Raw genomic sequence first — 20,851 nt, forward strand, 5'->3', positions numbered from 1 at the left:
GCAACGGGAACAATCAAAACAGCGAATTAACGTGAATACAGCTCGACGATCAAAGATTCGTTGATGTCAGCACCAAATTCGTCACGGTCAGGAACCTTTTTGAAGGTTCCTTCTGCCTTATCGGCATTGACTTCAACCCAAGCTGGCATGCCGACTTGGGCTGCCAATTGGAGGGCTTCGATCACGCGATTTTGCTTCTTGGATTTTTCGCGGACAGCAATCACGTCACCGGCTTTGACCAGGTAAGACGGAATGTTCACCGACTGACCGTTGACCATGATGGCTTTATGAGAAACCATTTGACGAGCTTCAGCACGTGTGGAACCAAAGCCCATGCGGTACACCACATTGTCCAAACGGCACTCGAGCAGAGCCAACAGGTTGGAGCCTGTATTGCCTTTGCGGCGGTCTGCTTCTGCAAAGTATCGGCGGAACTGCTTTTCCAAAACACCATACATGCGTTTAACTTTTTGCTTTTCACGCAATTGAAGTCCGTAGTCCGACGTGCGTTGGCCTGAAGTGCGTCCGTGCTGTCCTGGTTTGGAGTCAAATTTAGATTTGTCTGCAATAGAACGTCGAGCGCTCTTGAGGAACAAGTCTGTTCCTTCACGGCGGGAGAGTTTGGCCTTGGGGCCGAGGTAGCGTGCCACGTGATTTTCCTTTTGACTACTTCCGCATTTATAAAACGCGGGAGCCAGGCTATGCAAGCATTGCCTGGCGGTGGGCTTGGTTTGATTTAGATACGGCGACGTTTTTGAGGACGGCAACCGTTGTGAGGGACAGGTGTCACATCGGCAATGGAAGTGATACGGATACCCAATGCGCCCAAAGCACGTACGGACGACTCGCGTCCTGGGCCTGGACCCTTGATTTCGACATCAAGGTTTTTGATGCCCTGCTCTTGGGCGGCACGCCCTGCCACTTCAGATGCCACCTGAGCTGCAAAGGGCGTCGACTTGCGTGAACCCTTGAAGCCCTGGCCACCAGAAGATGCCCATGACAAGGCGTTGCCTTGACGGTCGGTGATCGTGATGATGGTGTTGTTGAACGAAGCGTGAACGTGTGCGATACCGTCTGCAATGTTCTTGCGGACTTTTTTGCGAACACGTTGTGCGGCGCTGTTGGATTGTGCTTTTGCCATGGTGGTCTCTCAATTCTGCTTATTTTTTCAGCGCCGCAGCACCCTTGCGCGGACCCTTGCGAGTACGTGCGTTGGTCCGTGTACGCTGACCGCGCATGGGCAAACCGCGACGGTGGCGGAAACCACGGTAGCAACCAATGTCCATCAAACGCTTGATGTTCATGGTGGTTTCGCGACGCAAGTCACCTTCAATGGTGAACACTGCGATCTGGTCGCGAATTTTTTCCAAGTCTGCGTCGGTCAGGTCCTTGATCTTCTTCGAATAAGCGATGCCGGAGGCCTCGCAAATTTGTCGAGCGCGGGTGCGACCAATACCAAAAATGGCGGTCAAGCCAATTTCAGCATGTTTGTGCGGCGGAATGTTGATGCCAGCGATACGTGCCATTTTCGTCCTCTAAAACTTGTTTAATCAGCCTTGACGCTGCTTGTGACGTGGATCGGTGCAGATCACACGAACAACGCCTTTGCGGCGAATGACCTTGCAGTTACGGCAAATTTTTTTTACCGAAGCAGAAACTCTCATGGTTCTCTCCTAAAACTCTTCAACACCCAGTCTCTTCAGATCGGGTTAAAACTGGGGCCTTGTGCTTGCACAACACAGGGAACTTGGCGATTGGGACTCATCTCATCAAGGCTTGAAGCTCGCCTTTTTCAAAAGCGAATCGTACTGTTGAGACATCATGTAGTTTTGCACTTGGGCCATGAAATCCATGGTCACAACTACAATGATCAACAAAGAAGTGCCGCCAAAATAAAACGGAACATTGTATTTCAGAATCAGAAATTCAGGCAGCAAGCACACAAAAGTGATGTAAGCAGCACCTACGGCGGTCAACCGCAGCAAAATCTTGTCGATGTATTTGGCAGTTTGATCGCCGGGACGTATTCCTGGAATGAACGCACCACTTTTCTTGAGGTTGTCTGCTGTTTCGCGACTGTTGAAGACCAACGCAGTGTAGAAGAAGCAGAAGAAAATGATGGCAGCTGCGTAAAACATCACATAAACAGGCTGCCCTGGGGCCAATGCATTGGCTACATCCTTGAAAAACCGAACCACCACACTTTCAGTAGAGCCCGAACTAAACCATCCAATCAAAGTGGCGGGCAACAAAATGATCGACGAAGCAAAGATCGGAGGAATCACTCCCGCCATGTTCAATTTGAGGGGCAAGTGTGAGGATTGGCCCCCGTACACCTTGTTGCCAACTTGTCGGCGGGCATAGTTCACCAGAATCTTGCGCTGGCCTCTTTCTACAAAAACGACAAAATACGTGACCAAAGCCACCACCACAATGATCAGCATGGAGATCAAGGGATTCATCGCACCCGTACGAACCAATTCGAACAGGCCGCCCATTGCGCTCGGCAGACCAGCGGCAATACCTGCAAAAATCAAAATCGAAATGCCATTGCCCAACCCACGCTCAGTGATCTGTTCACCGAGCCACATCAGGAACATGGCGCCAGCAGTCAAACTGACCACAGCAGTCATTCGGAACCCCATACCCGGGTTGATCACCAGCCCAGCAGAGGCTTCCAAAGCCACCGCAATACCAAATGATTGAAAGATGGCCAAACCCAAAGCACCAAAGCGGGTGTACTGGGTAATTTTCCGACGCCCTGCTTCGCCTTCCTTTTTCATTTGTTCGAACATGGGAACCACATAAGTCATCAGCTGCATGACAATCGATGCAGAGATATACGGCATGATGCCCAGAGCAAACACCGTGAAGCGCGACAAGGCTCCACCCGAGAACATATTGAAAAGATTCAGAATTCCGCCTTGCTGACCATTGAACAACTGTTTGAGTTGGTCCGGATCAATACCAGGCACAGGAATGTGTGCGCCAATTCTGTAGACCACCAGCGCCAACAGCAGGAAAACAAGTCGACGACGTAAATCGCCGAACTTGCCCGCTTTGGATGTTTGATTAGCGATGGTTGCCACTGTCAATCTCGGTTAACAAGTTTCAGGCCACGGAACCACCGGCTGCCTCAATGGCGGCCTTGGCACCTGCAGTTGCACCAATGCCTGTCAACTTGACCGCTTTGGACAACTCGCCTGTATTGATGACTTTGACCACTTTGGCCATCTGACCCACCAGACCCGCTTGCTTCAAAGTCAGGACATCGACTTCCGCGAGATCAAGGCGAGACAAAGTTGACAGTGTGATTTCGGCGTTGTATTTCAAAGATTGTGATTTGAAACCACGCTTGGGCAAGCGACGCTGCAAAGGCATTTGACCACCTTCGAAACCCACCTTGTGGTAGCCACCCGAACGGGACTTTTGGCCTTTGTGACCACGGCCGGCTGTTTTACCCAGACCTGAACCGATACCACGACCAACGCGCCGAGCAGCGCGCTTGGAGCCTTCTGCGGGCTTGATGCTATTGAGTTCCATCATCGGCCTCTTAGAGAACTTTGACCAGGTAACTGATCTTGTTGATCATGCCGCGCACTGCGGGCGTGTCTTGCAACTCGCTCACAGAGTTCAGCTTTCGCAAACCCAAACCACGGACAGTGGAGCGGTGCGACTCTTTGGTGCCAATCGGGCTGCGCACCAGTTGGACTTTCAAGGTAGCTTGTGTCGTCATGTTCGATCTCCGGTTCAGCCGAACAGCTCTTCAACCGACTTGCCACGCTTGGCGGCCACGTTGGATGCTGTGGTGCAGTTGGACAAGGCGTCCAAAGTGGCACGAACCATGTTGTAAGGGTTGGACGAGCCATGGCTCTTAGCCACGATGTCGGTGATGCCCACTACCTCGAAGACAGCGCGCATGGGGCCCCCTGCGATGATGCCCGTACCTTTGGGTGCAGGCGCCATCATGACGCGGGCAGCGCCATGGTGACCGTTGACAGCATGATGAATCGTGCCATTTTTCAGGTGCACTTTGGACAGGTTGCGGCGGGCTTCTTCCATTGCCTTTTGCACGGCTGCTGGCACTTCTTTCGATTTGCCTTTACCCATACCGACCTTGCCGTCGCCATCGCCCACCACAGTCAACGCTGCGAAACCAAGGATACGGCCACCCTTGACCACTTTGGTCACACGGTTGACCGCGATCATCTTTTCGCGCAGACCGTCTTCTGGACCGTCACTTTGTGGTTTTGCTGTGAATTTAGCCATTTGTATCTCCGATCCGTTTAGAACTGCAGACCCGCTTCACGGGCTGCTTCGGCCAAAGCCTTGACACGACCGTGGTAAGCGAAACCTGCGCGGTCGAAGGCAACCTTGTCAACGCCGGCAGCTTTTGCCTTTTCAGCAATGCGCTTGCCAATCACGGCAGCAGCAGCAGCATTGCCGCCTTTGCCTGCTGCACCCAGTGCCGTACGCACTTCGGCTTCGGCGGTGGAGGCGCTGGCCAACACTTTTGTTCCGCAGCCAGAAATCACGCTGGCGTAAATATGCAAGTTGGTTCGGTTGACAGTCAAACGTGCCACACCTTGCTGTGCAATGCGGATGCGTGTTTGACGTGCACGACGCAGACGCTGCTCTTTCTTGGTCATCATGATGCAGCTCCTTATTTCTTCTTGGTCTCTTTGATCGTGATCTTCTCATCCAAGTAACGGATGCCCTTGCCCTTGTAAGGCTCGGGGGGACGAACAGCACGAATCTCAGCAGCAATTTGGCCAACACGCTGACGGTCTGCACCCTTGATCACGATTTCAGTCGCGCTGGGGGTGGCCACGGAGATACCCGCTGGCATGTCGATGTTGACCGGATGTGAATAACCCACCGCCAGGTTCAAGCGGGCGCCAGAGGCGGCAGCCTTGTAACCCACGCCAATCAGGCTCAACTTTTTCTCAAAACCCTTGGTAACACCAGTCACCATGTTATTCACCAGCTGACGCATGGTGCCGCTCATGGCATTGGCTTCACGAGAGTCATTTGCGGGGGCAAAGCTCAGCCTGCCACCTTCGTTGCTCACATTCACCAGCACGTTGGATGCGATGACCAATTGACCACCGGAACCCTTCACGCTGATTTGATCTTGCTTGATGGACACATCCACGCCAGCGGGGATGGTCACAGGCATTTTTCCTATGCGGGACATTCTGTTTCTCCCTTTAAGCGACGTAGCACAACACTTCGCCGCCAACGCCGACAGCGCGCGCTTTGCGATCGGTCATCACCCCTTGCGGAGTGGTGACAATGGCCACACCCAAGCCATTTTGGACTTGAGGAATGGCATCACGGCCTTTGTAAACGCGCAGACCGGGACGGCTCACACGCTCAATGCGCTCGATCACAGGGCGACCTGCGTAATACTTCAGCGAGATCTCGAGGGTAGCTTTGCCGTCTTCGGTTTTCACTTGAAAACCATCGATGTAGCCTTCATCCTTGAGCACTTGTACGATGGCCACCTTCACTTTGGAGGAGGGAACCATCACATTGGCTTTCGACACCATTTGTGCGTTACGAATGCGGGTCAACAGATCGGCAATAGGATCACTCATGCTCATGTTTTATCTCCTGCCGATTACCAGCTGGCCTTGGTCACGCCCGGAATGTGGCCAGCAAAGGCCAATTCACGGATCTTGGCGCGGCCCAGACCAAATTGACGGAACGTACCGCGTGGGCGACCGGTGATTTCACAGCGGTTGCGTTGGCGGGTCGGATTGGCGTTGCGGGGAAGCTTTTGCAGACCCAGACGGGCAGCTGCTCGCTCTTCATCGCTGCGCTTGGCATCGTTGGCGATTGCCTTCAATTCGGCATGTTTTGCCGCAAATTTGGCCGCCAATTTCTCACGCTTGAGCTCTCGCTCGATCAAAGCTACTTTAGCCACGTGACACCTCAGTTCTTGAAGGGGAAGCGGAAAGCTGCCAAGAGTGCCTTGCACTCTTCGTCAGACTTGGCCGTAGTGGTGATACTGATGTTGAGGCCGCGCAAGGCATCCACCTTGTCGTACTCAATCTCAGGGAAAATGATCTGCTCTTTGACGCCAATGTTGTAGTTGCCACGGCCATCAAAAGCGCGTCCGGAAATACCACGGAAGTCACGCACCCGGGGCAGAGCCACGGTCACGAAGCGATCCAGGAATTCATACATCTGGACACCGCGCAAAGTAACCATGCAACCAATGGGTTGTTGTTCACGGATCTTGAAACCCGCGATGGCTTTCTTGGCTTTGGTCACCACAGGCTTTTGGCCCGCGATTTTGGTCAAGTCGCCGACCGCATGATCCATGACTTTCTTGTCGGCAACCGCCTCCGAAACACCCATGTTCAAGGTGATCTTGGTGATGCGAGGCACCTGCATGGGTGACGTGTAGCCAAACTTGGCCGTCAGGTCAGCAGCGATTTTCTCGCGGAAAAGTTTTTGCAAACGTGCCATGGTCATGCCACCTTGATTTCTTCGCCACTGGACTTGTAAACGCGAACACGTTTTCCGTCTGCTTGCAGCTTGACGCCCACGCGATCAGCCTTGCCGGTTGCGACGTTGAAAATCGCCACATTGGATTGGTGAATCGGCATGGCCTTTTCGATGATGCCGCCAGTTGTGCCCTTCATGGGGTTTGGCTTGGCGTGTTTTTTGACGATGTTGACCCCGTCAATCAACAGGTGCGAGTCGGTCGCTCGCGACGACACCTTGCCGCGCTTGCCCTTGTCCCGACCTGTGATGACGATGACTTCGTCCCCTGTGCGAATCTTGTTCATGACGCGTCCTTACAGTACTTCAGGAGCCAATGACACGATCTTCATGAACTTCTCGGTACGCAACTCACGCGTGACCGGGCCGAAGATGCGGGTACCAATAGGCTCCAACTTGGCGTTCAGCAACACGGCTGCGTTGCCATCGAATTTGATGAGCGAACCATCGCCGCGGCGGATGCCCTTGGCGGTGCGAACCACCACTGCACTGTAGATCTCGCCTTTTTTGACGCGACCACGCGGAGCAGCCTCTTTAACGCTCACTTTGATGATGTCGCCAACACTTGCATAGCGACGCTTGGACCCGCCGAGCACCTTGATGCACAGCACGGACTTGGCACCGGTGTTGTCGGCCACATCCAACCGAGATTCTGTCTGGATCATTTCTTTGTTCCCAACTTGTATTTCTTGCTCGTCAGCTTTTGGGCCAACTCACAGAAATCAGTCTTGGACCCGTCATTCACGCTACAAACCACTTGCAGCGCTTCAGATTGGGCAGATACTTACACCTTTTGCAAGGCGAAGCCCATGATTATGCCTCAAAAATATGCAGCACAACAGCTTTTCGAAAAAATTTAAAAAGGCTTGCCGCATCCGCTCACGCGCGGGCGGTTTTTTTCCATTGGGACGACGCTTGTCCCGGCTCTCAGTTTGCATCGCCTGTGGCCATCTGGCATCGCCCGGGCCAACGCCTGGGCTGATGGGTCAAAAACCGCCACATATAAGCTGGCGCTCCCGTTCAAGACGAGCATCTTGTCCATTTTTGCAAGGCCACCCCAAATCCCTGACAACAAAAGCGACAATTCCTCACTGAACCATTTGCACCAGGCAGCCCTGAGACACTTTCCATGAACACCTCACACCACATCGCCTTCATAGGCGGCGGCAACATGGCCAGCGCCATCATTGGCGGACTGATCCGACAGGGCATGGCGCCTGAACAATTCACCGTGATCGAGCCTTTTGCCGAAACAGTCGCCAAATTGCACAGGGATTTTGGCATCACGGCCCTGCCCGAAGCCACCGAGCGTCTGGCGCAGGCTGAAGTGGTCGTGTGGGCGGTCAAGCCACAAGTCTTCAGCCAGGCCGCCTCACCCGTCATGCCGCACACCCGCAGTGCACTGCATTTGTCGGTGGCCGCTGGCATTCGCAGCGACAGCATCTGCCGCTGGCTGGACACAGATCGTGTGGTTCGCAGCATGCCCAACACCCCTGCTTTGGTGGGCCAAGGCATCACCGGCCTGTTTCCTTGCCCAAATGTCAGCCCTGCAGACCGCGCGCGGGTCGAGCAAATCATTGGCACCACCGGTCAATACCTTTGGGTCGCCCAGGAATCCCATCTGGACGCCGTGACCGCCTTGTCGGGCTCTGGCCCGGCTTATGTGTTTTATTTCCTCGAAGCCATGACCGAAGCGGGAGTGGGCATGGGCCTGAGCGCCGAGCAGGCCTACCAACTGGCCGTGGCCACTTTTGCCGGCGCCTCTTCGCTGGCTGCTGCATCCAGCGAATCGCCCGAAGTACTGCGCCAGCGCGTCACCTCCAAAGGCGGTACCACCTACGCCGCACTGACCTCAATGGAAGCCTCCGGCATGAAAGCCTCGTTTGTGAAGGCCATCCAAGCGGCCGAAGCGCGGGCACGTGAACTGGGCGACGAATTCGGAAAGGCCTGAGCCATCCTGCCCTCCTGCGCCGCCAGGTGGCTGACAAGCCTCGCGCGGGCCGGACGCGCCCTCAGGCCCAAGCGTAAGACAGTGCGATACCGGCAAACACACTGAAGCCCAGCCAATGGTTGAGCCGAAAGGCTTTGAAGCAACCCTCGCGGGTGCGGCCCCGAATCAAGGCGAAATGCCAGACCACCTGCAAGGCAGCACCCAGAAGGCCCAGCCAGAACCAATGGCTGCGCGTGGCAGCCTCCAGCAAGGCGGCCCAGATGGCCAAATACGCCCCATAAAAGCCCATGATGGCCGCCACATCCCAGCGGCCCAGCGTGATGGCCGAGGTTTTCATACCAATGTTCAGGTCATCGTCGCGGTCCACCATGGCGTATTCGGTGTCGTAGGCCAACACCCAAAACAAGTTGCCCATCAGCAAGCCCCAAGCCCACAGTGGCACCTCGCCCTGCACCGCCGCAAAAGCCATGGGAATGCCAAAACTGAAGGCCACGCCCAACACCGCTTGCGGCATGGACACCACCCGCTTGGCATAGGGGTAGACCAAGGTCACGGCCAGCGCTGCAAATGACCACAAGATGGTGGCGAGGTTGGTAGTCAGCACCAGCACAAAGGCGAGCAAGGCCAGCACCACACCCAGTCCCAGCGCCTCTTTCACGCCGATGCGGCCACTGGTCACCGGACGCTCGGCGGTGCGCTTGACGTGCTTGTCAAAGTCGCGGTCGGCCACGTCGTTCACACAACAGCCCGCGCTGCGCATGAGGATGGTGCCCAAAGTGAACACGGCCAACAGGTGCCACCCCGGAAAGCCACCGGCCGCCACCCACAAAGCCGACAGGGTGGGCCACAACAAAAGCAACCATCCGGCAGGGCGGTTCCAGCGGATCAGGTCCAGGTAAAGCTTGAGTTTCTCGGTCATGCTGAGTGGTCTGCGGCGAACGACCGCCGGTTTCGTGTCAAAACCCGTTCCGTCACGACAGTCGCGTCACACCCGGCAAGGGGCAGGCGTAGATGGCATTGCGCATGGCAGCAATCGCCTCATAGCGGGTGTAACTGCGCCGCCAAGCCAGCACCACACGGCGCGTGGGCGGCTTGCCGCCTGCCGGGTCGACAATGGGCAAATAACGCACGGGCGAATCGCTGTGCCCGCCCGAGCGCTTGTGCACCGGCTTGAGGTCGGGCACCGACAGGCGCGGCACCAGCGTCACGCCCATGCCTGCGGCCACCATGTGCTTGATGGTCTCCAACGACGAACCCTCAAAGGTCTTGCGGATGCCATCGGTCTGACTGGCGTAGCGCGCAAATTCGGGGCACACCTCCAGCACATGGTCGCGAAAGCAATGGCCCGTCCCCAGCAGCAGCATGGTCTCGTTTTTCAGTTGGTCGGGGGTGATGAAGGCCTCTTTGGCCAGCGGGTGGTTCAGCGGCAAGGCCGCCATGAAGGTCTCGTCGTACAGCGGCGCAATCGCCAGGCCCGACTCGGGAAAGGGCTCGGCCAAAATCGCGCAATCGAGCTCACCCGTGCGCAGCATCTCCAGCAGGCGCACAGTAAAGTTTTCTTGCAGCATCAGCGGCATTTGCGGGATATCGGTGATGATTTGGCGCACCAAATCGGGCAGCAAATAAGGCCCGATCGTGTAGATGACCCCCAGCCGCATGGTCGCGGCCAGCGGGTCTTTGCCCCGCTTGGCAATTTCCTTGATTTCGGCGGCTTGCTCCAGCACGCTTTGCGCTTGGCGCACGATTTCTTCGCCCAAGGTGGTGACCGAGACCTCGCTGGCGCTGCGCTCGAACAGCTTGACCTCCAGCTCTTCTTCCAGCTTCTTGATGGCCAGCGACAGCGTGGGTTGCGACACAAAGCAAGCCTCGGCGGCTTTGCCAAAGTGCTTTTCGCGGGCCACGGCCACGATGTATTTGAGTTCGGTCAGGGTCATGGGGGTGATTTGAACATCAAGCCTTGAGGTATTCGGATTTTCCACCCAACCACCGGCCAATGTGCCGCTCGGCCAGATGCGGGTGCTGGTCCAGCATCTGCGGGGCCAAGGCCCTCGCCCAGTCCAGCAAATGCCCATCGGTCTCCAGGTCGGCAAAACGCAGCAAAGGTGCACCCGACTGGCGCGCCCCCAAAAACTCTCCGGGTCCGCGAATCTCCAAATCGCGCCGGGCAATCTCGAAACCGTCGTTCGTCTCCACCATGGCGCGCAAACGCTCGCGGGCTGTCTCGCTCAGGCGTCCGCCCTCGGGCGTGCCATACAGCAGCACGCAGGCCGACGCCGCCGCGCCGCGCCCCACCCGGCCGCGCAGCTGGTGCAGCTGAGAGAGGCCAAAGCGCTCGGCGTGCTCGATCACCATCAGCGAGGCATTGGGCACATCCACCCCCACCTCGATCACCGTGGTGCTGACCAGCACGCCCATCACGCCTGCGGTGAAGAGCTCCATCACCGCCTTTTTCTCGGCCACCGGCATGCGCGAATGCAGCAAACCCACCATCACACCCGGCAGCGCCTCGCTCAGGTCGGCGTGGGTTTGCGTGGCGTTGGTCAGGTCCAGGGCTTCGCTTTCTTCAATCAAAGGGCACACCCAGTACACCTGCCGCCCTTCTTGCAACTGCGCACCGATGCGCGACACCACTTCGTCGCGGCGGTGGTCCGACACCACCCGCGTCACGATGGGCGTGCGGCCCGGGGGCAGTTCGTCGATCACCGACACATCCAGGTCGGCGTAATAGCTCATGGCCAGCGTGCGCGGAATCGGCGTGGCCGTCATCATCAGCATGTGCGGCTCCATGCCGGGGGCCTGCATCTTGCCGCGCAAGGCCAGGCGCTGGGCCACGCCAAAGCGGTGCTGCTCGTCAATGACCGCCAGCCCCAAGTTTTTGAACTTGACGTGCTCTTGAATCACCGCGTGCGTGCCCACCACCAGCGCGGCCTCGCCCGACTCGATCAGCGCCAGCATGGCGGCACGCTCTTTCTTCTTCTGGCTGCCAATCAACCAAGCCACCTTCACGCCCAAAGGCTCAAGCCAGCCCACCAACTTGGCAAAGTGCTGGGTGGCCAAGATCTCGGTCGGGGCCATCAAGGCGCATTGCCAACCCGCGTCAATCGCCACCATGGCCGCCAGCGCCGCCACCACGGTTTTGCCCGCGCCCACATCGCCTTGCAGCAGACGGTGCATGGGCACCGGGCGGCTCAAATCTTTGGCAATTTCGCGCCCCACGCGCTGCTGGGCCTTCGTCAGGCCAAAGGGCAGGGCGGCCAGCAACTGGTCGTGCAAAGCGCCGCGCTTCATCTTCAAAGCCGGGGCGCGCAACAAATCGCGCTCGCGCTTGGCGGTGAGCTGCGACAACTGCTGCGCCAGCAACTCCTCGCATTTCAGGCGCACCCAGGCCGGGTGGCTGCGGTCCTCTAAAGCGGCCAGCGACACATCGGGCGTGGGGTGGTGCAAAAACTGCAGCGCAGCGCGCAGCGTCCAAGCCCCACGCGGGTCGGGCCAAGCGACGCCAGCAGGCATGGTTTCACTCAGATCAGCGTGGTTCAGCCCGGTGATCACGGCACGGCGCAAATAGGCTTGGGCCAGCCCCGCCACGGTCGGGTAAACCGGGGTTAGTGCCTCGGCCAACTGGCCACCCGCCGCCTTGAAAGTGGGGTGCATCATGGTCAGCCCCATGAAACCGCCCTTGACCTCGCCCCGCGCCCGAATGCGGTTGCCCACCGCCAGCGCCTTTTGGTGCGAGGGGTAGAAGCTGAAAAACCGCATCACGCAGGTGTCCGATCCGTCATCCACCGTCACCAAGAGCTGGCGGCGTGGCCGCATCGTGATCTCGCAAGCCGTCACTGTGGCCTCGATCTGCGCCGTGTCGCCCTCGCGCGCATCGCGCAGCTTGACGATGCGGGTCTCGTCCTCGTAACGCAGCGGCAGGTGCAGCGCCAGATCGATGTCGCGCTTCAAGCCGAGCTTGATCAGCGCCTTTTGCGGGGCGCTGAGGGTTTTGGCGGGCGCGGAGGCTGACGGGGAGGGCATTGGGCGATTGTGCCGTGTCCAAGTCTGCACAACAGTGGGGCGATCACCCCTTTGACTTCAAGCTGGCAGCCAAAGACAAAGCCGTCACCACCTCGCGCACCGTTTTGCGGTCATTCACATCCAAGCCGAGGTAACGGCTGAGCATTTCACGATCGGCCATGCCCAACGAAGCCGGGTCGGTCGAAGCCTCTGCGGGCATGACAACGCCGCCCGACCGACCAAACCTCAGCTCATCCGGGCTGACCTGCAACCAATCGGCCAACACCCGCAATTTGTCTTGCGTGGGAATGGCTTTGCCCAACAACCAATTGCGCGCGGTGTGGGGGGTGATGCTGCGGCCCCAATGCCGCAGGTTGAACTCGTTGGCCACCACGGTTGGTGAAATGCGAACCCCAACGCACTCAAGTGCTTGCTTGAGTCGCGTTGCAAATGCTTCCGTTTCGGATGGGGTGTTCATCCTCCGAAAGTAGCTTTGAACTCAAATTTAATTTGTGTTTTTTATCACAAATTTTGTTAATGTTTATTACAATTCTGGCGGCCTTTCTGTTTTTGAAAGTTTTGGTGATTTGTAGCGCATCAGATTTATCAAGTTGGTCATCGTGCACACACTCACAAAATGAAAATTTCTCAGCAAATTTCCATCATTGAACATGACGACTCATTACGCCATACGTTGAAAGAAGTGTTGATTTTTCACGGATTCGCGGTGTTGACATTCCGTTGTGTTGAGGACTTTTTGGCACAGGACAACTTTGCTCTTGCTGACCTCATTTTGTGTGATGTCAACATGGAAGGCATGGATGGCTTTCAATTGGTCATACTACTCAAAAACCTAAACAACAACACCCCTGTCATCCTCATGTCAGGCAGTCTTTTAGTTCAAGAAGAGACAGCACTTGAACTTGGCGCAGCCGCATTTATGTCCAAACCTTTTCGCCTGAATGAACTGCTTCGACAAATTGAAGTGTGCATTGCGGGTTAAAGGTCTATTGAAACTTAGCGTGCGAGAATCTAAAGCTTTTTACGAACGGGCCTGTCAAGCCCACGCACCATGTCCTCTTCTACCTCCCCCCGCAGTTTCACGCTCAACGACTTCGACTTTGAGCTCCCCCCCGAACTGATCGCCCAACACCCCACCGCCGAGCGCAGCGGCTCGCGCCTGCTCGACGGCGCACCCGGGGCGGTCACCGACCGGATTTTTCGTGACCTTCCCGGCCTGCTCAACCCGGTCGACCTGCTGGTGTTCAACGACACCAAGGTGATCAAGGCGCGCATCTTTGGCGAGAAGGCCTCAGGCGGCAAGCTGGAATTGCTGATCGAGCGCGTGCTGCAGGGCCACCAGGTGGTGGCGCACATGAAGGTGAGCAAAAAGCCACTGCTGGGCGGCAAGATGCACATGGCGGGCGGCGCACACAATGGCGGTTTTGATGCGGTGCTCTTGGGCCGTTGGCCCGACGCCAACGGTCCACTGTTTCACCTGCAGCTGAGTGACGAACCCCATGCGCTGATGGAAAAGCACGGCGTGATGCCACTGCCCCCCTACATTGAACGCCCTGCGGGCACAGCCGATCACGAGGACACCGAAGAAGACGCCGAGCGTTACCAAACCGTGTTTGCGCGCGCCCCTGGCGCGGTGGCCGCACCCACGGCAGCGCTGCATTTTGACGAAGGGGTGTTGGCCGCCTTGGCAGCGCGGGGTGTACACACCGCCAGCGTGACGCTGCATGTCGGTGCGGGCACTTTCCAGCCGGTCAAGACCGAGAACATTACCGAACACCACATGCACAGCGAATGGTACGAAGTGCCCGAAGCCACCCAGCAAGCGATTGCAGAGTGCAAGGCGCGTGGCGGCCAAGTGGTGGCGGTGGGCACGACCACCGTGCGCACGCTGGAATCGTGGGCCAAATTCAATCAGGCCAGCGGCGATACCGAGATTTTCATCACCCCAGGGTTTGAGTTCAAAGTGGTCGACCTGCTGATCACCAACTTCCACCTGCCCAAAAGTACCTTGATGATGCTGGTCAGCGCCTTTGCGGGCTACGAGCACATCATGGGTTTGTACCGCCACGCGATTGCACAGAAGTACCGGTTTTTCAGCTATGGGGATTCGATGCTGCTGAGGCGCCGCACTTAAAGCAGCTTCCTCAAGCCATGGCCCAAATTCTCAGGCAGGCTTGAAGAAGATCTGAAGTTGCGAATTGGTCGCCAGGGCAAACTTGGCCAGCGTGCGCATGGACGGCATGGACGCACCACTTTCAAGGCGTGCGATCGTCGATTGGGATGTCCCCATCTTTGTAGCCAGCTCACCCTGAGACAGGCCACTTTTGACTCGGGTTTCAATCAACTGTCGCGCCAATTCAAACTCGATCCGTGACGATTCAAAGGCCTCGTCGTAGCCGGGAGTTTGAAGCCAGCTTTTGTGCAGTGCGGTGATTTTGCTCATATCAATCCAGCGTCCTTGGCGCGTTTGCTTGCAAGTTGCAGGGCTCGGTCAGGCGTTTTTTGGGTCTTCTTGATGAAGACATGCAAAACAACAACTCGTCGACCTGAAGCCACGACATAGATCCCCCGGCCGATACCATCTCGTCCGCTGACCCGAATCTCCCACAATTTGCCATTCAGGCCTTTGATGTGGGGCATCCCGACATTGAACGGGCCAAACTCTTCAATCAGCAAAGAAACCCGAACAAATCGCCCACGCATGTCGAGCGGAAGTGCTGTCAACTCCTCGTCGACCACTTCGTTCAAGGTTTCAACCGACCATTTGGCCATATCGAATCATATCAAAAAAGAGATTTTTATCCGGTATGAGCTTCAATCTCAATCTTGCCCTGCCGTCATTAAGAGCGAGTTGAGAATAACGACCTATTGGTTGAAATTTAATGACCAAATAATTACACCCAACAAAGCTTAGGACGTCAACAACAGAAAACCCGCCCACTCCGCGCCTTTGCGGGCTACGAACACATCATGGGTTTGTACCGACACGCGATTGCGCAGAAATACCGGTTTTTCAGCTATGGGGATTCGATGCTGCTGAGGCGCACAAAGTTCGATTGAACCTGTCAAGACGCTGGCGCATTACAATTGCATTGCAATTGAAAGGCTTCCATGAAAACCGCCACACTCCCAGCCCTTCGTGTCAGTCCGGAACTCAGACAAGCCGCCGAAGAGGCACTGCGCCCCAATGAGACCATTTCCAAGCTGATGGAAATCTCACTGGAAAGATTCATCGCACACCGCGCGGCCGAAGACGAGTTCATCGCCCGTGGTTTGCGATCTGCCGATGAAGCCCGTCAAAGTCAGGTCTATTTTTCAGCTGATGACGTGCTGAAGGAACTAAAGAGCAAACTGATCAACGCCAAGTCCTCGGCGTCTTGAGTATGACCGGACTCGCTCATGGATGAGTTTCAAGTTCGCTTCACGGCGAAAGCCCAATCTGATCTAAACCGGCTTTATGAGTTCCTATTGGAATTTGACATTCATACAGCTGAACGGGCATTGCAGGCGATTGAAAACGGTCTGGATTTTTTACGCAAATCGCCTTTTTCATGTCGCAAAGCAGCCGATGGTGCACACGGCCCTCTGCTCAGAGAGCTCATCATTTCCTTTGGAGCATCTGGGTATCTGGCACTTTTTGAAATTGAAGACGCTCAAACAGTGACCATACTGGCCGTGAGACATCAAAGAGAAGACGATTTCCATTGACGAATATCGCGTTCTGTCCAATTCAGGCCAGCTGAATAAACACACGCCCGCCCTCGACCTTGACGGGCCAGGTCTTGGCCGGCTCGGTCGCCGGGCCGCAGGCCACCGAACCGTCACGCAGGCTGAACTGCGCTTGATGGAAGGGGCACTCCACATGGTCGCCTTCGACGAAGCCATCGCAGAGCTTGACGTTGCCGTGGGTGCACAGGTTGTTGATGGCGAAAACGCCGTCTTCGAGTTTGAAGAGGGCAATGTCCTGCCCCTCGGGCGTCACGGCGATGCCTGCGCCCTCAAACAAATCGGCCTCGGCGGCCACGTCGGTCCACTCGGTTTTTGGGAAGCTCATGGTCATATCGGGTAAATGATGGCGTTGGGGATCATTTCGCTGTCGTACACGCACAGGCGCTCGGCGAACTTCAGGCCCTCGGGGGTGGGCACGATGGTGTCGATGTAGCGGCCCACATTGAACACCGTGCTGGCCTTGTCGAGCTTGGTGCGGAAGACCGCATAGTTGGCCTCGGCATGGATGCGCTCACCATCGACGCGGCGCACCACCGGCGCGCCCACCACGTGGCGCTGGTAATAGGGGTCGTGGTACAGCGTTTCCTGAATGCCATACACGCGGTCTTTCAGCATGCCTTTGCTGGTGAACGACAAGGTACACAGCGGAAATCCGCGCTCATGGTTCTCTCGCGGAATGAGTTTGTACACGCACTGCTCGGTAAAAAATTCGGGCCACAAATCCCAATGGCCGCTGTCCACGGCCAAGGCGTAATCGGCATACAGGCGGGTCAAGGCCATGTGGGTTTCAAAGTTCACCATGGTCATTTTGTTCAGGCCTCCATCACTTTGCGCCAGTATTCGTACATGCCCCGAATCAGCGTCTCGGTCACCATGTGGTCCGTCTCGCCCACATCGCGTCCGCCCAGCTCCACCAGCATGCGGTGTTCGGGTTTGGTCTCAAAGGCTTGCTGCGAGAACTCGATCACCTCACCGTCGTCCGCGCTGACAAAGCCCGCCGGACCAAACAAATTGGACTGGCGCAGGCGGCGATCGGTCATCTCGGGCGTGTCGTCTTCAAAGCCAAAGTGCGTCCAGACAAAGTCAAACGCGCCATGCCCGTCGGGCTGGATGTGCCGGGTGGACACGCTGTTGACCTGTTGCTGAAAAATCACGCTGGGGAACAGCGTCATCATCACGGCCGTGGGCATCTGGTATTCCATCTGCCACCAGTCCTCGGGCACGATGTCCAGAAAACTCGGGTCGTTGAGCTGCATGCTGTCTTTGAAGCTGCTCACCTGCGTGACCTGCGAGGCCGCGCCTGAGGCCTGGCCCGCGCTGCCGCGCGTCGAGATCATGGCCGCGTGGCGGTGGTGCGCGTCCATGCGCAGCTCGCTCTTGTTGTCGGCGCGCCAAAGGCCAAAGGTCACAAACCAGGTGTGCAGCAGGCCTGGGTGGTAGGGGTCCTTGATGTTCTCCTGCATCAGCTTCCAGTTGCCTGGAATGCGCTGGCGGTTGTAGCCCAGCACCACCAGTTTTCGGCCATTGAACAGGCGGTCAAAGTATTTCAGGATGGCCGGGCCCATGAAGTCTTCGAGCGACTCCACGTTGTGGTCGAACGAGGCGAACACCACGCCACCGCGTGTGGCCACTTTCAGGGGAGTGAGTCCGTGGTCCTTGGGGTCAAAGTCTGCGGGCATGCCGCCATTGACCTTGCCGCCCTGCCGCACGCCGCGCCGAAAGGGCACGCCCTGCAAATCGCCCTGGAGGGTGTAGCTCCACTGGTGGTAGGGGCAAACAAACTCTTTCTGGTTGCCGTGGCGCTGGCGGCAAAACTGCATGCCTCGGTGGGCGCAGACGTTCTCGACCACATGGATCTGACCGTCGGTGGCGCGCGTCATGATGACCGATCGCTCGCCGACCACCGTGCGCTTGAAGTCGCCCACATTCGGAATCTCGGCCTCCAGGCCTACATAACTCCAGTGGCTTTTGTAAAAGAATCGCTCCAGCTCCTTTTTGTGCCGGTCTTCGTCGGTGTACACGGCAAACGGGACGCGGCTGGTGCCGGGCGTTTCCCAGTGGATGGGGTGTTCGGTCATGGTGTTGTCCTCAAGCGTGTGATGTGAGCGTGACCATCCCGTCGCGATGGATTTTCCAAATGGTTTCGGCAAGATTGTGCAGGCCAATCACCTGAACTCCGTCTCCCACGGGATAAGCGTCTGTGCCGGGATAGACCAACCAGCGCTTGGCGGGCTTCAAGTCTTCACACGCACTGTAAAAACCCTTACGCGGCTTGCTGGCAGCACCGCGTTTGACTTCAATGGCCCACACACCGTGCCCCGGCATGTCGAGCAGCAAATCCACCTCGGCACCATTGCTCGTGCGGTAAAAACCACTGCTGGTATTGAGCGGCGCGGCGTTGATCAAGGTCTCCAATGCAAACCCCTCCCAACTGTTGCCTACCACCGGGTGCGACAACAGCGCATCTTGGGTGCCTATTCCCAAAAGAGCATGCAGCAAACCACTGTCGCGCACATAAAGCTTAGGCGATTTCACCAGACGTTTGCCTGCGTTGCTATACCAAGGTTGCACGCGGCGCACCAACATCAGATCAACCAACATGTCCAGGTAACGGTGCACCGTCTTGGCGTCCAACATCAGGCTCTTGCCCAACTGCGACACATCCAGCAAACCGCCTTGTTGGTGCGCCAACATGACCCACAAGCGGCGCAAGGTTTCAGCGGGAATGCGTGCGCCAAAACTGGGAATATCGCGCTCCAGATAGGTTTTGATCAAGTTCTGCCGCCACGCCATACTTTTCGGCAAACTTTTGGCCAAAAAACTATTGGGCAATCCTCCGCGCAGCCATAAGGCGTCTTGCTGATCCAGCCCCCCCTCCAATAACTGCAAGGGAGGCAATTCCAAATAGGCTACCCGCCCGGCCAAACTTTCACTCGACTGCCTCAGCAGTTCGCCCGTGGCCGAGCCCAGCAACAGAAATCGCGCTGCGCCCTGTCCCTGCCTTCGCCCCTGGTCAATCAACCCCCGCAGCACTTGGAAGAGCGCAGGCATTTGCTGCACTTCATCCAAAATCACCAATTTATCGGCGTGATGCGACAAGTACGCCTCAGGGTCAGTCAACTTTTGCCTGTCACTGGGGCTTTCCAGATCCAAGTACAAGCTGCCTGACTGGCGACCACCCAGTCCTAATTTGGCAACATGCTCGGCCACGCGAAGCGCCAAAGTGGTTTTGCCTGCCTGACGCGGTCCAAGCAGTGCGACGGCTGGCGCATCGGCCAGAGCATCCAGAACAGAAGCGAACAAGTAGCGATCAATCATCCATGCATTATAGGGAGTTAAATACCCAAATTACATGGACGAAATATTTTCCAACTCATCTTTCCTGGCTTGCCGGTCGGGCAAAAGTGAGCTTAAGCCGTTACTTGGCAAGCTCCTACAATCCAAGCCTCAGCTTTAGGCCTTTCATGCTCCAATTCGACCTGCTCAAAACCGACCCCCCCAGCCATGCCCGTCGCGGCACACTGACCCTGAACCATGGTGTGGTGCAAACCCCCATCTTCATGCCCGTGGGGACTTACGGCACCGTCAAGGGCGTGATGCCACGCAGCTTGCACGAGATGGGCGCGCAGATCATTTTGGGCAACACTTTTCACCTGTGGATGCGCCCGGGGCTGGACATCATGCAAGGCTTTGGCGGCCTGCACCAGTTCGAGAAATGGGACAAACCGATCTTGACCGATTCGGGTGGTTTTCAAGTCTGGTCGCTGGGCGATATGCGCAAGATCACCGAAGAAGGCGTGACCTTTGCCTCGCCCGTGAACGGCGACAAGCTGTTCATGTCGCCCGAGGTCAGCATGCAGATCCAGACCATCCTGAACTCGGACATCGTGATGCAGCTCGACGAGTGCACGCCTTACGAGACCAAGGGGCACTTGACCACCGAGCTTGAGGCCCGCAAGTCGATGGAGATGAGCCGCCGCTGGGCCGTGCGCTCCAAAGACGAGTTTGCACGCCTGGAAAACCCCAATGCGCTGTTTGGCATCGTGCAAGGCGGCATGTTCGAGAACCTGCGCCAAGAATCACTCGACGCGCTGGTGGAGATGGACTTCCCGGGTTACGCCGTGGGCGGCGTGAGCGTGGGCGAGCCCAAAGACCTGATGCTGCAAATCATGGCGCACACACCGCACCGCCTGCCCGCACTCAAGCCGCGCTACCTGATGGGCGTGGGCACGCCTGAAGACCTGGTGCAAGGCGTGGCCGATGGTGTGGACATGTTCGACTGCGTGATGCCCACCCGCAACGCCCGCAACGGCACGGTGTTCACCCGCTTTGGCGACCTGAAGCTGCGCAACGCCCGCCACAAAAACGACCCGCAACCACTGGACACCAGCTGCACCTGCCATGCCTGCGCGGGAACGTCTGGCGTGTCGTGGGACAACGGTGGCCGAGACGGCTTCAGCCGCGCTTACCTGCACCACCTGGACCGCTGCGGGGAAATGCTCGGCCCCATGCTGACCACCATCCACAACCTGCACTACTACCTGAACCTGATGCGCGAAGTGCGCGAGTCGCTCGAAGCAGGGCAGTTCACCCAGTTCCGGGCGCAGTTCAAGAGCGAGCGCGCACGCGGGGTCTGAG

At 57.1% G+C, this 20,851-nt stretch carries 31 protein-coding genes and 1 pseudogene; 7 read left to right on the forward strand and 25 right to left on the reverse strand.

What is annotated here, in order from left to right; genetic code table 11:
- Positions 1-26: 26 nt before the first annotated feature.
- The 15 genes from rpsD to rplN form a co-directional block, all read right to left on the reverse strand.
- Positions 27-650, reverse strand: coding sequence for a 30S ribosomal protein S4 (rpsD, locus tag HEQ17_RS12785; RefSeq protein ID WP_296293753.1), 624 nt, complete (start codon positions 648-650; stop codon positions 27-29).
- Positions 651-736: 86 nt separating this feature from the next.
- Entirely contained in the window at positions 737-1,141 is a 405-nt protein-coding gene (rpsK, locus tag HEQ17_RS12790) for a 30S ribosomal protein S11 (RefSeq protein WP_019427456.1), read from the reverse strand.
- Positions 1,142-1,160: 19 nt separating this feature from the next.
- A complete protein-coding gene (rpsM, locus tag HEQ17_RS12795; protein ID WP_019429278.1) occupies positions 1,161-1,526 on the reverse strand; it encodes a 30S ribosomal protein S13 in 366 nt (121 codons plus the stop codon).
- A gap of 24 nt (positions 1,527-1,550) precedes the next feature.
- Complete coding sequence (gene rpmJ / locus HEQ17_RS12800) at positions 1,551-1,664, reverse strand: 50S ribosomal protein L36 (RefSeq protein ID WP_028820150.1); 114 nt, start codon at positions 1,662-1,664, stop codon at positions 1,551-1,553.
- Positions 1,665-1,769: 105 nt separating this feature from the next.
- Positions 1,770-3,089: a preprotein translocase subunit SecY gene (gene secY, locus HEQ17_RS12805; protein WP_296293081.1), complete on the reverse strand. Its 1,320-nt coding sequence runs from the start codon at positions 3,087-3,089 to the stop codon at positions 1,770-1,772.
- Positions 3,090-3,111: 22 nt separating this feature from the next.
- Positions 3,112-3,543 carry a 50S ribosomal protein L15 gene (gene rplO / locus HEQ17_RS12810; protein WP_296293082.1) on the reverse strand — a complete coding sequence of 144 codons (432 nt, stop codon included), beginning with the start codon at positions 3,541-3,543 and terminating at the stop codon, positions 3,112-3,114.
- A gap of 10 nt (positions 3,544-3,553) precedes the next feature.
- Complete coding sequence (rpmD, locus tag HEQ17_RS12815; RefSeq protein ID WP_296293083.1) at positions 3,554-3,736, reverse strand: 50S ribosomal protein L30; 183 nt, start codon at positions 3,734-3,736, stop codon at positions 3,554-3,556.
- Between the two features lie 14 nt (positions 3,737-3,750).
- Entirely contained in the window at positions 3,751-4,269 is a 519-nt protein-coding gene (gene rpsE / locus HEQ17_RS12820; protein ID WP_295502903.1) for a 30S ribosomal protein S5, read from the reverse strand.
- Between the two features lie 17 nt (positions 4,270-4,286).
- The gene (gene rplR / locus HEQ17_RS12825; RefSeq protein ID WP_296293084.1) at positions 4,287-4,652 is read right to left on the reverse strand and encodes a 50S ribosomal protein L18; all 366 of its coding nucleotides are present in this window, start codon (positions 4,650-4,652) and stop codon (positions 4,287-4,289) included.
- Between the two features lie 11 nt (positions 4,653-4,663).
- Positions 4,664-5,197 (reverse strand): 50S ribosomal protein L6, encoded by a 534-nt coding sequence (gene rplF, locus HEQ17_RS12830; protein ID WP_296293085.1) that lies wholly within the window; start codon positions 5,195-5,197, stop codon positions 4,664-4,666.
- 13 nt (positions 5,198-5,210) lie between these two features.
- The gene (rpsH, locus tag HEQ17_RS12835) at positions 5,211-5,606 is read right to left on the reverse strand and encodes a 30S ribosomal protein S8 (RefSeq protein ID WP_296293086.1); all 396 of its coding nucleotides are present in this window, start codon (positions 5,604-5,606) and stop codon (positions 5,211-5,213) included.
- Between the two features lie 17 nt (positions 5,607-5,623).
- Entirely contained in the window at positions 5,624-5,929 is a 306-nt protein-coding gene (gene rpsN, locus HEQ17_RS12840) for a 30S ribosomal protein S14 (protein ID WP_296293087.1), read from the reverse strand.
- A gap of 8 nt (positions 5,930-5,937) precedes the next feature.
- Positions 5,938-6,477, reverse strand: coding sequence for a 50S ribosomal protein L5 (gene rplE / locus HEQ17_RS12845; RefSeq protein ID WP_296293088.1), 540 nt, complete (start codon positions 6,475-6,477; stop codon positions 5,938-5,940).
- A 2-nt stretch (positions 6,478-6,479) separates the two neighbouring features.
- On the reverse strand, positions 6,480-6,800 hold the full coding sequence (gene rplX / locus HEQ17_RS12850) for a 50S ribosomal protein L24 (protein ID WP_296293089.1): 321 nt from the start codon (positions 6,798-6,800) through the stop codon (positions 6,480-6,482).
- A 9-nt stretch (positions 6,801-6,809) separates the two neighbouring features.
- Complete coding sequence (gene rplN / locus HEQ17_RS12855; RefSeq protein ID WP_108428702.1) at positions 6,810-7,178, reverse strand: 50S ribosomal protein L14; 369 nt, start codon at positions 7,176-7,178, stop codon at positions 6,810-6,812.
- A 464-nt stretch (positions 7,179-7,642) separates the two neighbouring features.
- Here rplN and proC point away from each other — a divergent pair, with 464 nt between their 5' ends.
- Positions 7,643-8,464 carry a pyrroline-5-carboxylate reductase gene (gene proC / locus HEQ17_RS12860; RefSeq protein ID WP_296293090.1) on the forward strand — a complete coding sequence of 274 codons (822 nt, stop codon included), beginning with the start codon at positions 7,643-7,645 and terminating at the stop codon, positions 8,462-8,464.
- A 61-nt stretch (positions 8,465-8,525) separates the two neighbouring features.
- Here the strand turns inward: proC and ubiA are convergent, their stop codons facing one another.
- From ubiA to HEQ17_RS12880, 4 genes are read right to left on the reverse strand one after another with little or no spacing between them, the layout of a single operon-like run.
- Positions 8,526-9,383 carry a 4-hydroxybenzoate octaprenyltransferase gene (gene ubiA / locus HEQ17_RS12865; protein WP_296293091.1) on the reverse strand — a complete coding sequence of 286 codons (858 nt, stop codon included), beginning with the start codon at positions 9,381-9,383 and terminating at the stop codon, positions 8,526-8,528.
- Between the two features lie 52 nt (positions 9,384-9,435).
- The gene (locus HEQ17_RS12870; protein ID WP_296293092.1) at positions 9,436-10,398 is read right to left on the reverse strand and encodes a LysR substrate-binding domain-containing protein; all 963 of its coding nucleotides are present in this window, start codon (positions 10,396-10,398) and stop codon (positions 9,436-9,438) included.
- Between the two features lie 16 nt (positions 10,399-10,414).
- Complete coding sequence (recG, locus tag HEQ17_RS12875) at positions 10,415-12,484, reverse strand: ATP-dependent DNA helicase RecG (protein WP_296293094.1); 2,070 nt, start codon at positions 12,482-12,484, stop codon at positions 10,415-10,417.
- 43 nt (positions 12,485-12,527) lie between these two features.
- Complete coding sequence (locus HEQ17_RS12880) at positions 12,528-12,941, reverse strand: hypothetical protein (protein WP_296293097.1); 414 nt, start codon at positions 12,939-12,941, stop codon at positions 12,528-12,530.
- Between the two features lie 159 nt (positions 12,942-13,100).
- Between HEQ17_RS12880 and HEQ17_RS12885 the strand changes: the two genes are divergently transcribed.
- Positions 13,101-13,466 carry a response regulator gene (locus tag HEQ17_RS12885; protein WP_296293098.1) on the forward strand — a complete coding sequence of 122 codons (366 nt, stop codon included), beginning with the start codon at positions 13,101-13,103 and terminating at the stop codon, positions 13,464-13,466.
- 69 nt (positions 13,467-13,535) lie between these two features.
- Positions 13,536-14,618 (forward strand): tRNA preQ1(34) S-adenosylmethionine ribosyltransferase-isomerase QueA, encoded by a 1,083-nt coding sequence (gene queA, locus HEQ17_RS12890; RefSeq protein ID WP_296293099.1) that lies wholly within the window; start codon positions 13,536-13,538, stop codon positions 14,616-14,618.
- Between the two features lie 30 nt (positions 14,619-14,648).
- Here queA and HEQ17_RS12895 read toward each other — a convergent pair whose 3' ends face one another.
- Together HEQ17_RS12895 and HEQ17_RS12900 are read right to left on the reverse strand one after the other, a co-directional pair.
- Entirely contained in the window at positions 14,649-14,927 is a 279-nt protein-coding gene (locus tag HEQ17_RS12895; protein ID WP_296293100.1) for a helix-turn-helix transcriptional regulator, read from the reverse strand.
- Positions 14,924-15,223 (reverse strand): type II toxin-antitoxin system RelE/ParE family toxin, encoded by a 300-nt coding sequence (locus tag HEQ17_RS12900; RefSeq protein WP_296293754.1) that lies wholly within the window; start codon positions 15,221-15,223, stop codon positions 14,924-14,926. Before HEQ17_RS12900 ends, HEQ17_RS12895 begins: the two co-directional genes overlap by 4 nt.
- A gap of 216 nt (positions 15,224-15,439) precedes the next feature.
- Between HEQ17_RS12900 and HEQ17_RS12905 the strand changes: the two are divergent.
- The 3 genes and pseudogenes from HEQ17_RS12905 to HEQ17_RS12915 form a co-directional block, all read left to right on the forward strand.
- Positions 15,440-15,544, forward strand: a pseudogene (locus tag HEQ17_RS12905) (S-adenosylmethionine:tRNA ribosyltransferase-isomerase); the annotation flags it as partial.
- Between the two features lie 51 nt (positions 15,545-15,595).
- Complete coding sequence (locus HEQ17_RS12910; protein ID WP_296293101.1) at positions 15,596-15,865, forward strand: prevent-host-death protein; 270 nt, start codon at positions 15,596-15,598, stop codon at positions 15,863-15,865.
- 18 nt (positions 15,866-15,883) lie between these two features.
- Positions 15,884-16,192 (forward strand): type II toxin-antitoxin system RelE/ParE family toxin, encoded by a 309-nt coding sequence (locus tag HEQ17_RS12915; RefSeq protein WP_296293102.1) that lies wholly within the window; start codon positions 15,884-15,886, stop codon positions 16,190-16,192.
- Positions 16,193-16,214: 22 nt separating this feature from the next.
- Here the strand turns inward: HEQ17_RS12915 and HEQ17_RS12920 are convergent, their stop codons facing one another.
- Genes HEQ17_RS12920 through HEQ17_RS12935 form a run of 4 tightly spaced genes read right to left on the reverse strand, consistent with a single transcriptional unit; the run spans position 16,215 to position 19,531 of the window.
- The gene (locus HEQ17_RS12920; protein WP_296293103.1) at positions 16,215-16,538 is read right to left on the reverse strand and encodes a non-heme iron oxygenase ferredoxin subunit; all 324 of its coding nucleotides are present in this window, start codon (positions 16,536-16,538) and stop codon (positions 16,215-16,217) included.
- A gap of 2 nt (positions 16,539-16,540) precedes the next feature.
- Positions 16,541-17,020, reverse strand: a complete 480-nt coding sequence (locus tag HEQ17_RS12925) for an aromatic-ring-hydroxylating dioxygenase subunit beta (protein ID WP_296293104.1) — start codon at positions 17,018-17,020, stop codon at positions 16,541-16,543.
- 5 nt (positions 17,021-17,025) lie between these two features.
- Positions 17,026-18,291, reverse strand: a complete 1,266-nt coding sequence (locus HEQ17_RS12930) for an aromatic ring-hydroxylating dioxygenase subunit alpha (protein ID WP_296293106.1) — start codon at positions 18,289-18,291, stop codon at positions 17,026-17,028.
- A gap of 10 nt (positions 18,292-18,301) precedes the next feature.
- Entirely contained in the window at positions 18,302-19,531 is a 1,230-nt protein-coding gene (locus HEQ17_RS12935) for an ATP-binding protein (protein WP_296293107.1), read from the reverse strand.
- A gap of 146 nt (positions 19,532-19,677) precedes the next feature.
- On the opposite strand from HEQ17_RS12935, the gene tgt reads away from it, so the two are divergent.
- The gene (gene tgt / locus HEQ17_RS12940) at positions 19,678-20,850 is read left to right on the forward strand and encodes a tRNA guanosine(34) transglycosylase Tgt (protein ID WP_296293108.1); all 1,173 of its coding nucleotides are present in this window, start codon (positions 19,678-19,680) and stop codon (positions 20,848-20,850) included.
- Position 20,851: the final 1 nt, after the last annotated feature.

The organism is Limnohabitans sp. (assembly GCF_023910625.1).
In the GTDB taxonomy this organism is placed as follows: domain Bacteria; phylum Pseudomonadota; class Gammaproteobacteria; order Burkholderiales; family Burkholderiaceae_C; genus Limnohabitans_A.

Coding starts and splice junctions, on each gene's coding strand:
- HEQ17_RS12880 (WP_296293097.1), bottom strand. CDS start 12,941: ATGAACACCCCATCCGAAACGGAAGCATTTGCAACGCGACTCAAGCAA.
- rpsE (WP_295502903.1), bottom strand. CDS start 4,269: ATGGCTAAATTCACAGCAAAACCACAAAGTGACGGTCCAGAAGACGGT.
- rpmD (WP_296293083.1), bottom strand. CDS start 3,736: ATGACGACACAAGCTACCTTGAAAGTCCAACTGGTGCGCAGCCCGATT.
- recG (WP_296293094.1), bottom strand. CDS start 12,484: ATGCCCTCCCCGTCAGCCTCCGCGCCCGCCAAAACCCTCAGCGCCCCG.
- tgt (WP_296293108.1), top strand. CDS start 19,678: ATGCTCCAATTCGACCTGCTCAAAACCGACCCCCCCAGCCATGCCCGT.
- rplO (WP_296293082.1), bottom strand. CDS start 3,543: ATGGAACTCAATAGCATCAAGCCCGCAGAAGGCTCCAAGCGCGCTGCT.
- HEQ17_RS12910 (WP_296293101.1), top strand. CDS start 15,596: ATGAAAACCGCCACACTCCCAGCCCTTCGTGTCAGTCCGGAACTCAGA.
- rplN (WP_108428702.1), bottom strand. CDS start 7,178: ATGATCCAGACAGAATCTCGGTTGGATGTGGCCGACAACACCGGTGCC.
- HEQ17_RS12885 (WP_296293098.1), top strand. CDS start 13,101: ATGAAAATTTCTCAGCAAATTTCCATCATTGAACATGACGACTCATTA.
- HEQ17_RS12925 (WP_296293104.1), bottom strand. CDS start 17,020: ATGACCATGGTGAACTTTGAAACCCACATGGCCTTGACCCGCCTGTAT.
- rplF (WP_296293085.1), bottom strand. CDS start 5,197: ATGTCCCGCATAGGAAAAATGCCTGTGACCATCCCCGCTGGCGTGGAT.
- rpsM (WP_019429278.1), bottom strand. CDS start 1,526: ATGGCACGTATCGCTGGCATCAACATTCCGCCGCACAAACATGCTGAA.
- ubiA (WP_296293091.1), bottom strand. CDS start 9,383: ATGACCGAGAAACTCAAGCTTTACCTGGACCTGATCCGCTGGAACCGC.
- HEQ17_RS12920 (WP_296293103.1), bottom strand. CDS start 16,538: ATGAGCTTCCCAAAAACCGAGTGGACCGACGTGGCCGCCGAGGCCGAT.
- rplR (WP_296293084.1), bottom strand. CDS start 4,652: ATGATGACCAAGAAAGAGCAGCGTCTGCGTCGTGCACGTCAAACACGC.
- rplE (WP_296293088.1), bottom strand. CDS start 6,477: ATGGCACGTTTGCAAAAACTTTTCCGCGAGAAAATCGCTGCTGACCTG.
- HEQ17_RS12870 (WP_296293092.1), bottom strand. CDS start 10,398: ATGACCCTGACCGAACTCAAATACATCGTGGCCGTGGCCCGCGAAAAG.
- rpsH (WP_296293086.1), bottom strand. CDS start 5,606: ATGAGCATGAGTGATCCTATTGCCGATCTGTTGACCCGCATTCGTAAC.
- HEQ17_RS12895 (WP_296293100.1), bottom strand. CDS start 14,927: ATGAGCAAAATCACCGCACTGCACAAAAGCTGGCTTCAAACTCCCGGC.
- HEQ17_RS12915 (WP_296293102.1), top strand. CDS start 15,884: ATGGATGAGTTTCAAGTTCGCTTCACGGCGAAAGCCCAATCTGATCTA.
- HEQ17_RS12930 (WP_296293106.1), bottom strand. CDS start 18,291: ATGACCGAACACCCCATCCACTGGGAAACGCCCGGCACCAGCCGCGTC.
- proC (WP_296293090.1), top strand. CDS start 7,643: ATGAACACCTCACACCACATCGCCTTCATAGGCGGCGGCAACATGGCC.
- rplX (WP_296293089.1), bottom strand. CDS start 6,800: ATGAACAAGATTCGCACAGGGGACGAAGTCATCGTCATCACAGGTCGG.
- HEQ17_RS12935 (WP_296293107.1), bottom strand. CDS start 19,531: ATGATTGATCGCTACTTGTTCGCTTCTGTTCTGGATGCTCTGGCCGAT.
- rpsK (WP_019427456.1), bottom strand. CDS start 1,141: ATGGCAAAAGCACAATCCAACAGCGCCGCACAACGTGTTCGCAAAAAA.
- queA (WP_296293099.1), top strand. CDS start 13,536: ATGTCCTCTTCTACCTCCCCCCGCAGTTTCACGCTCAACGACTTCGAC.
- rpmJ (WP_028820150.1), bottom strand. CDS start 1,664: ATGAGAGTTTCTGCTTCGGTAAAAAAAATTTGCCGTAACTGCAAGGTC.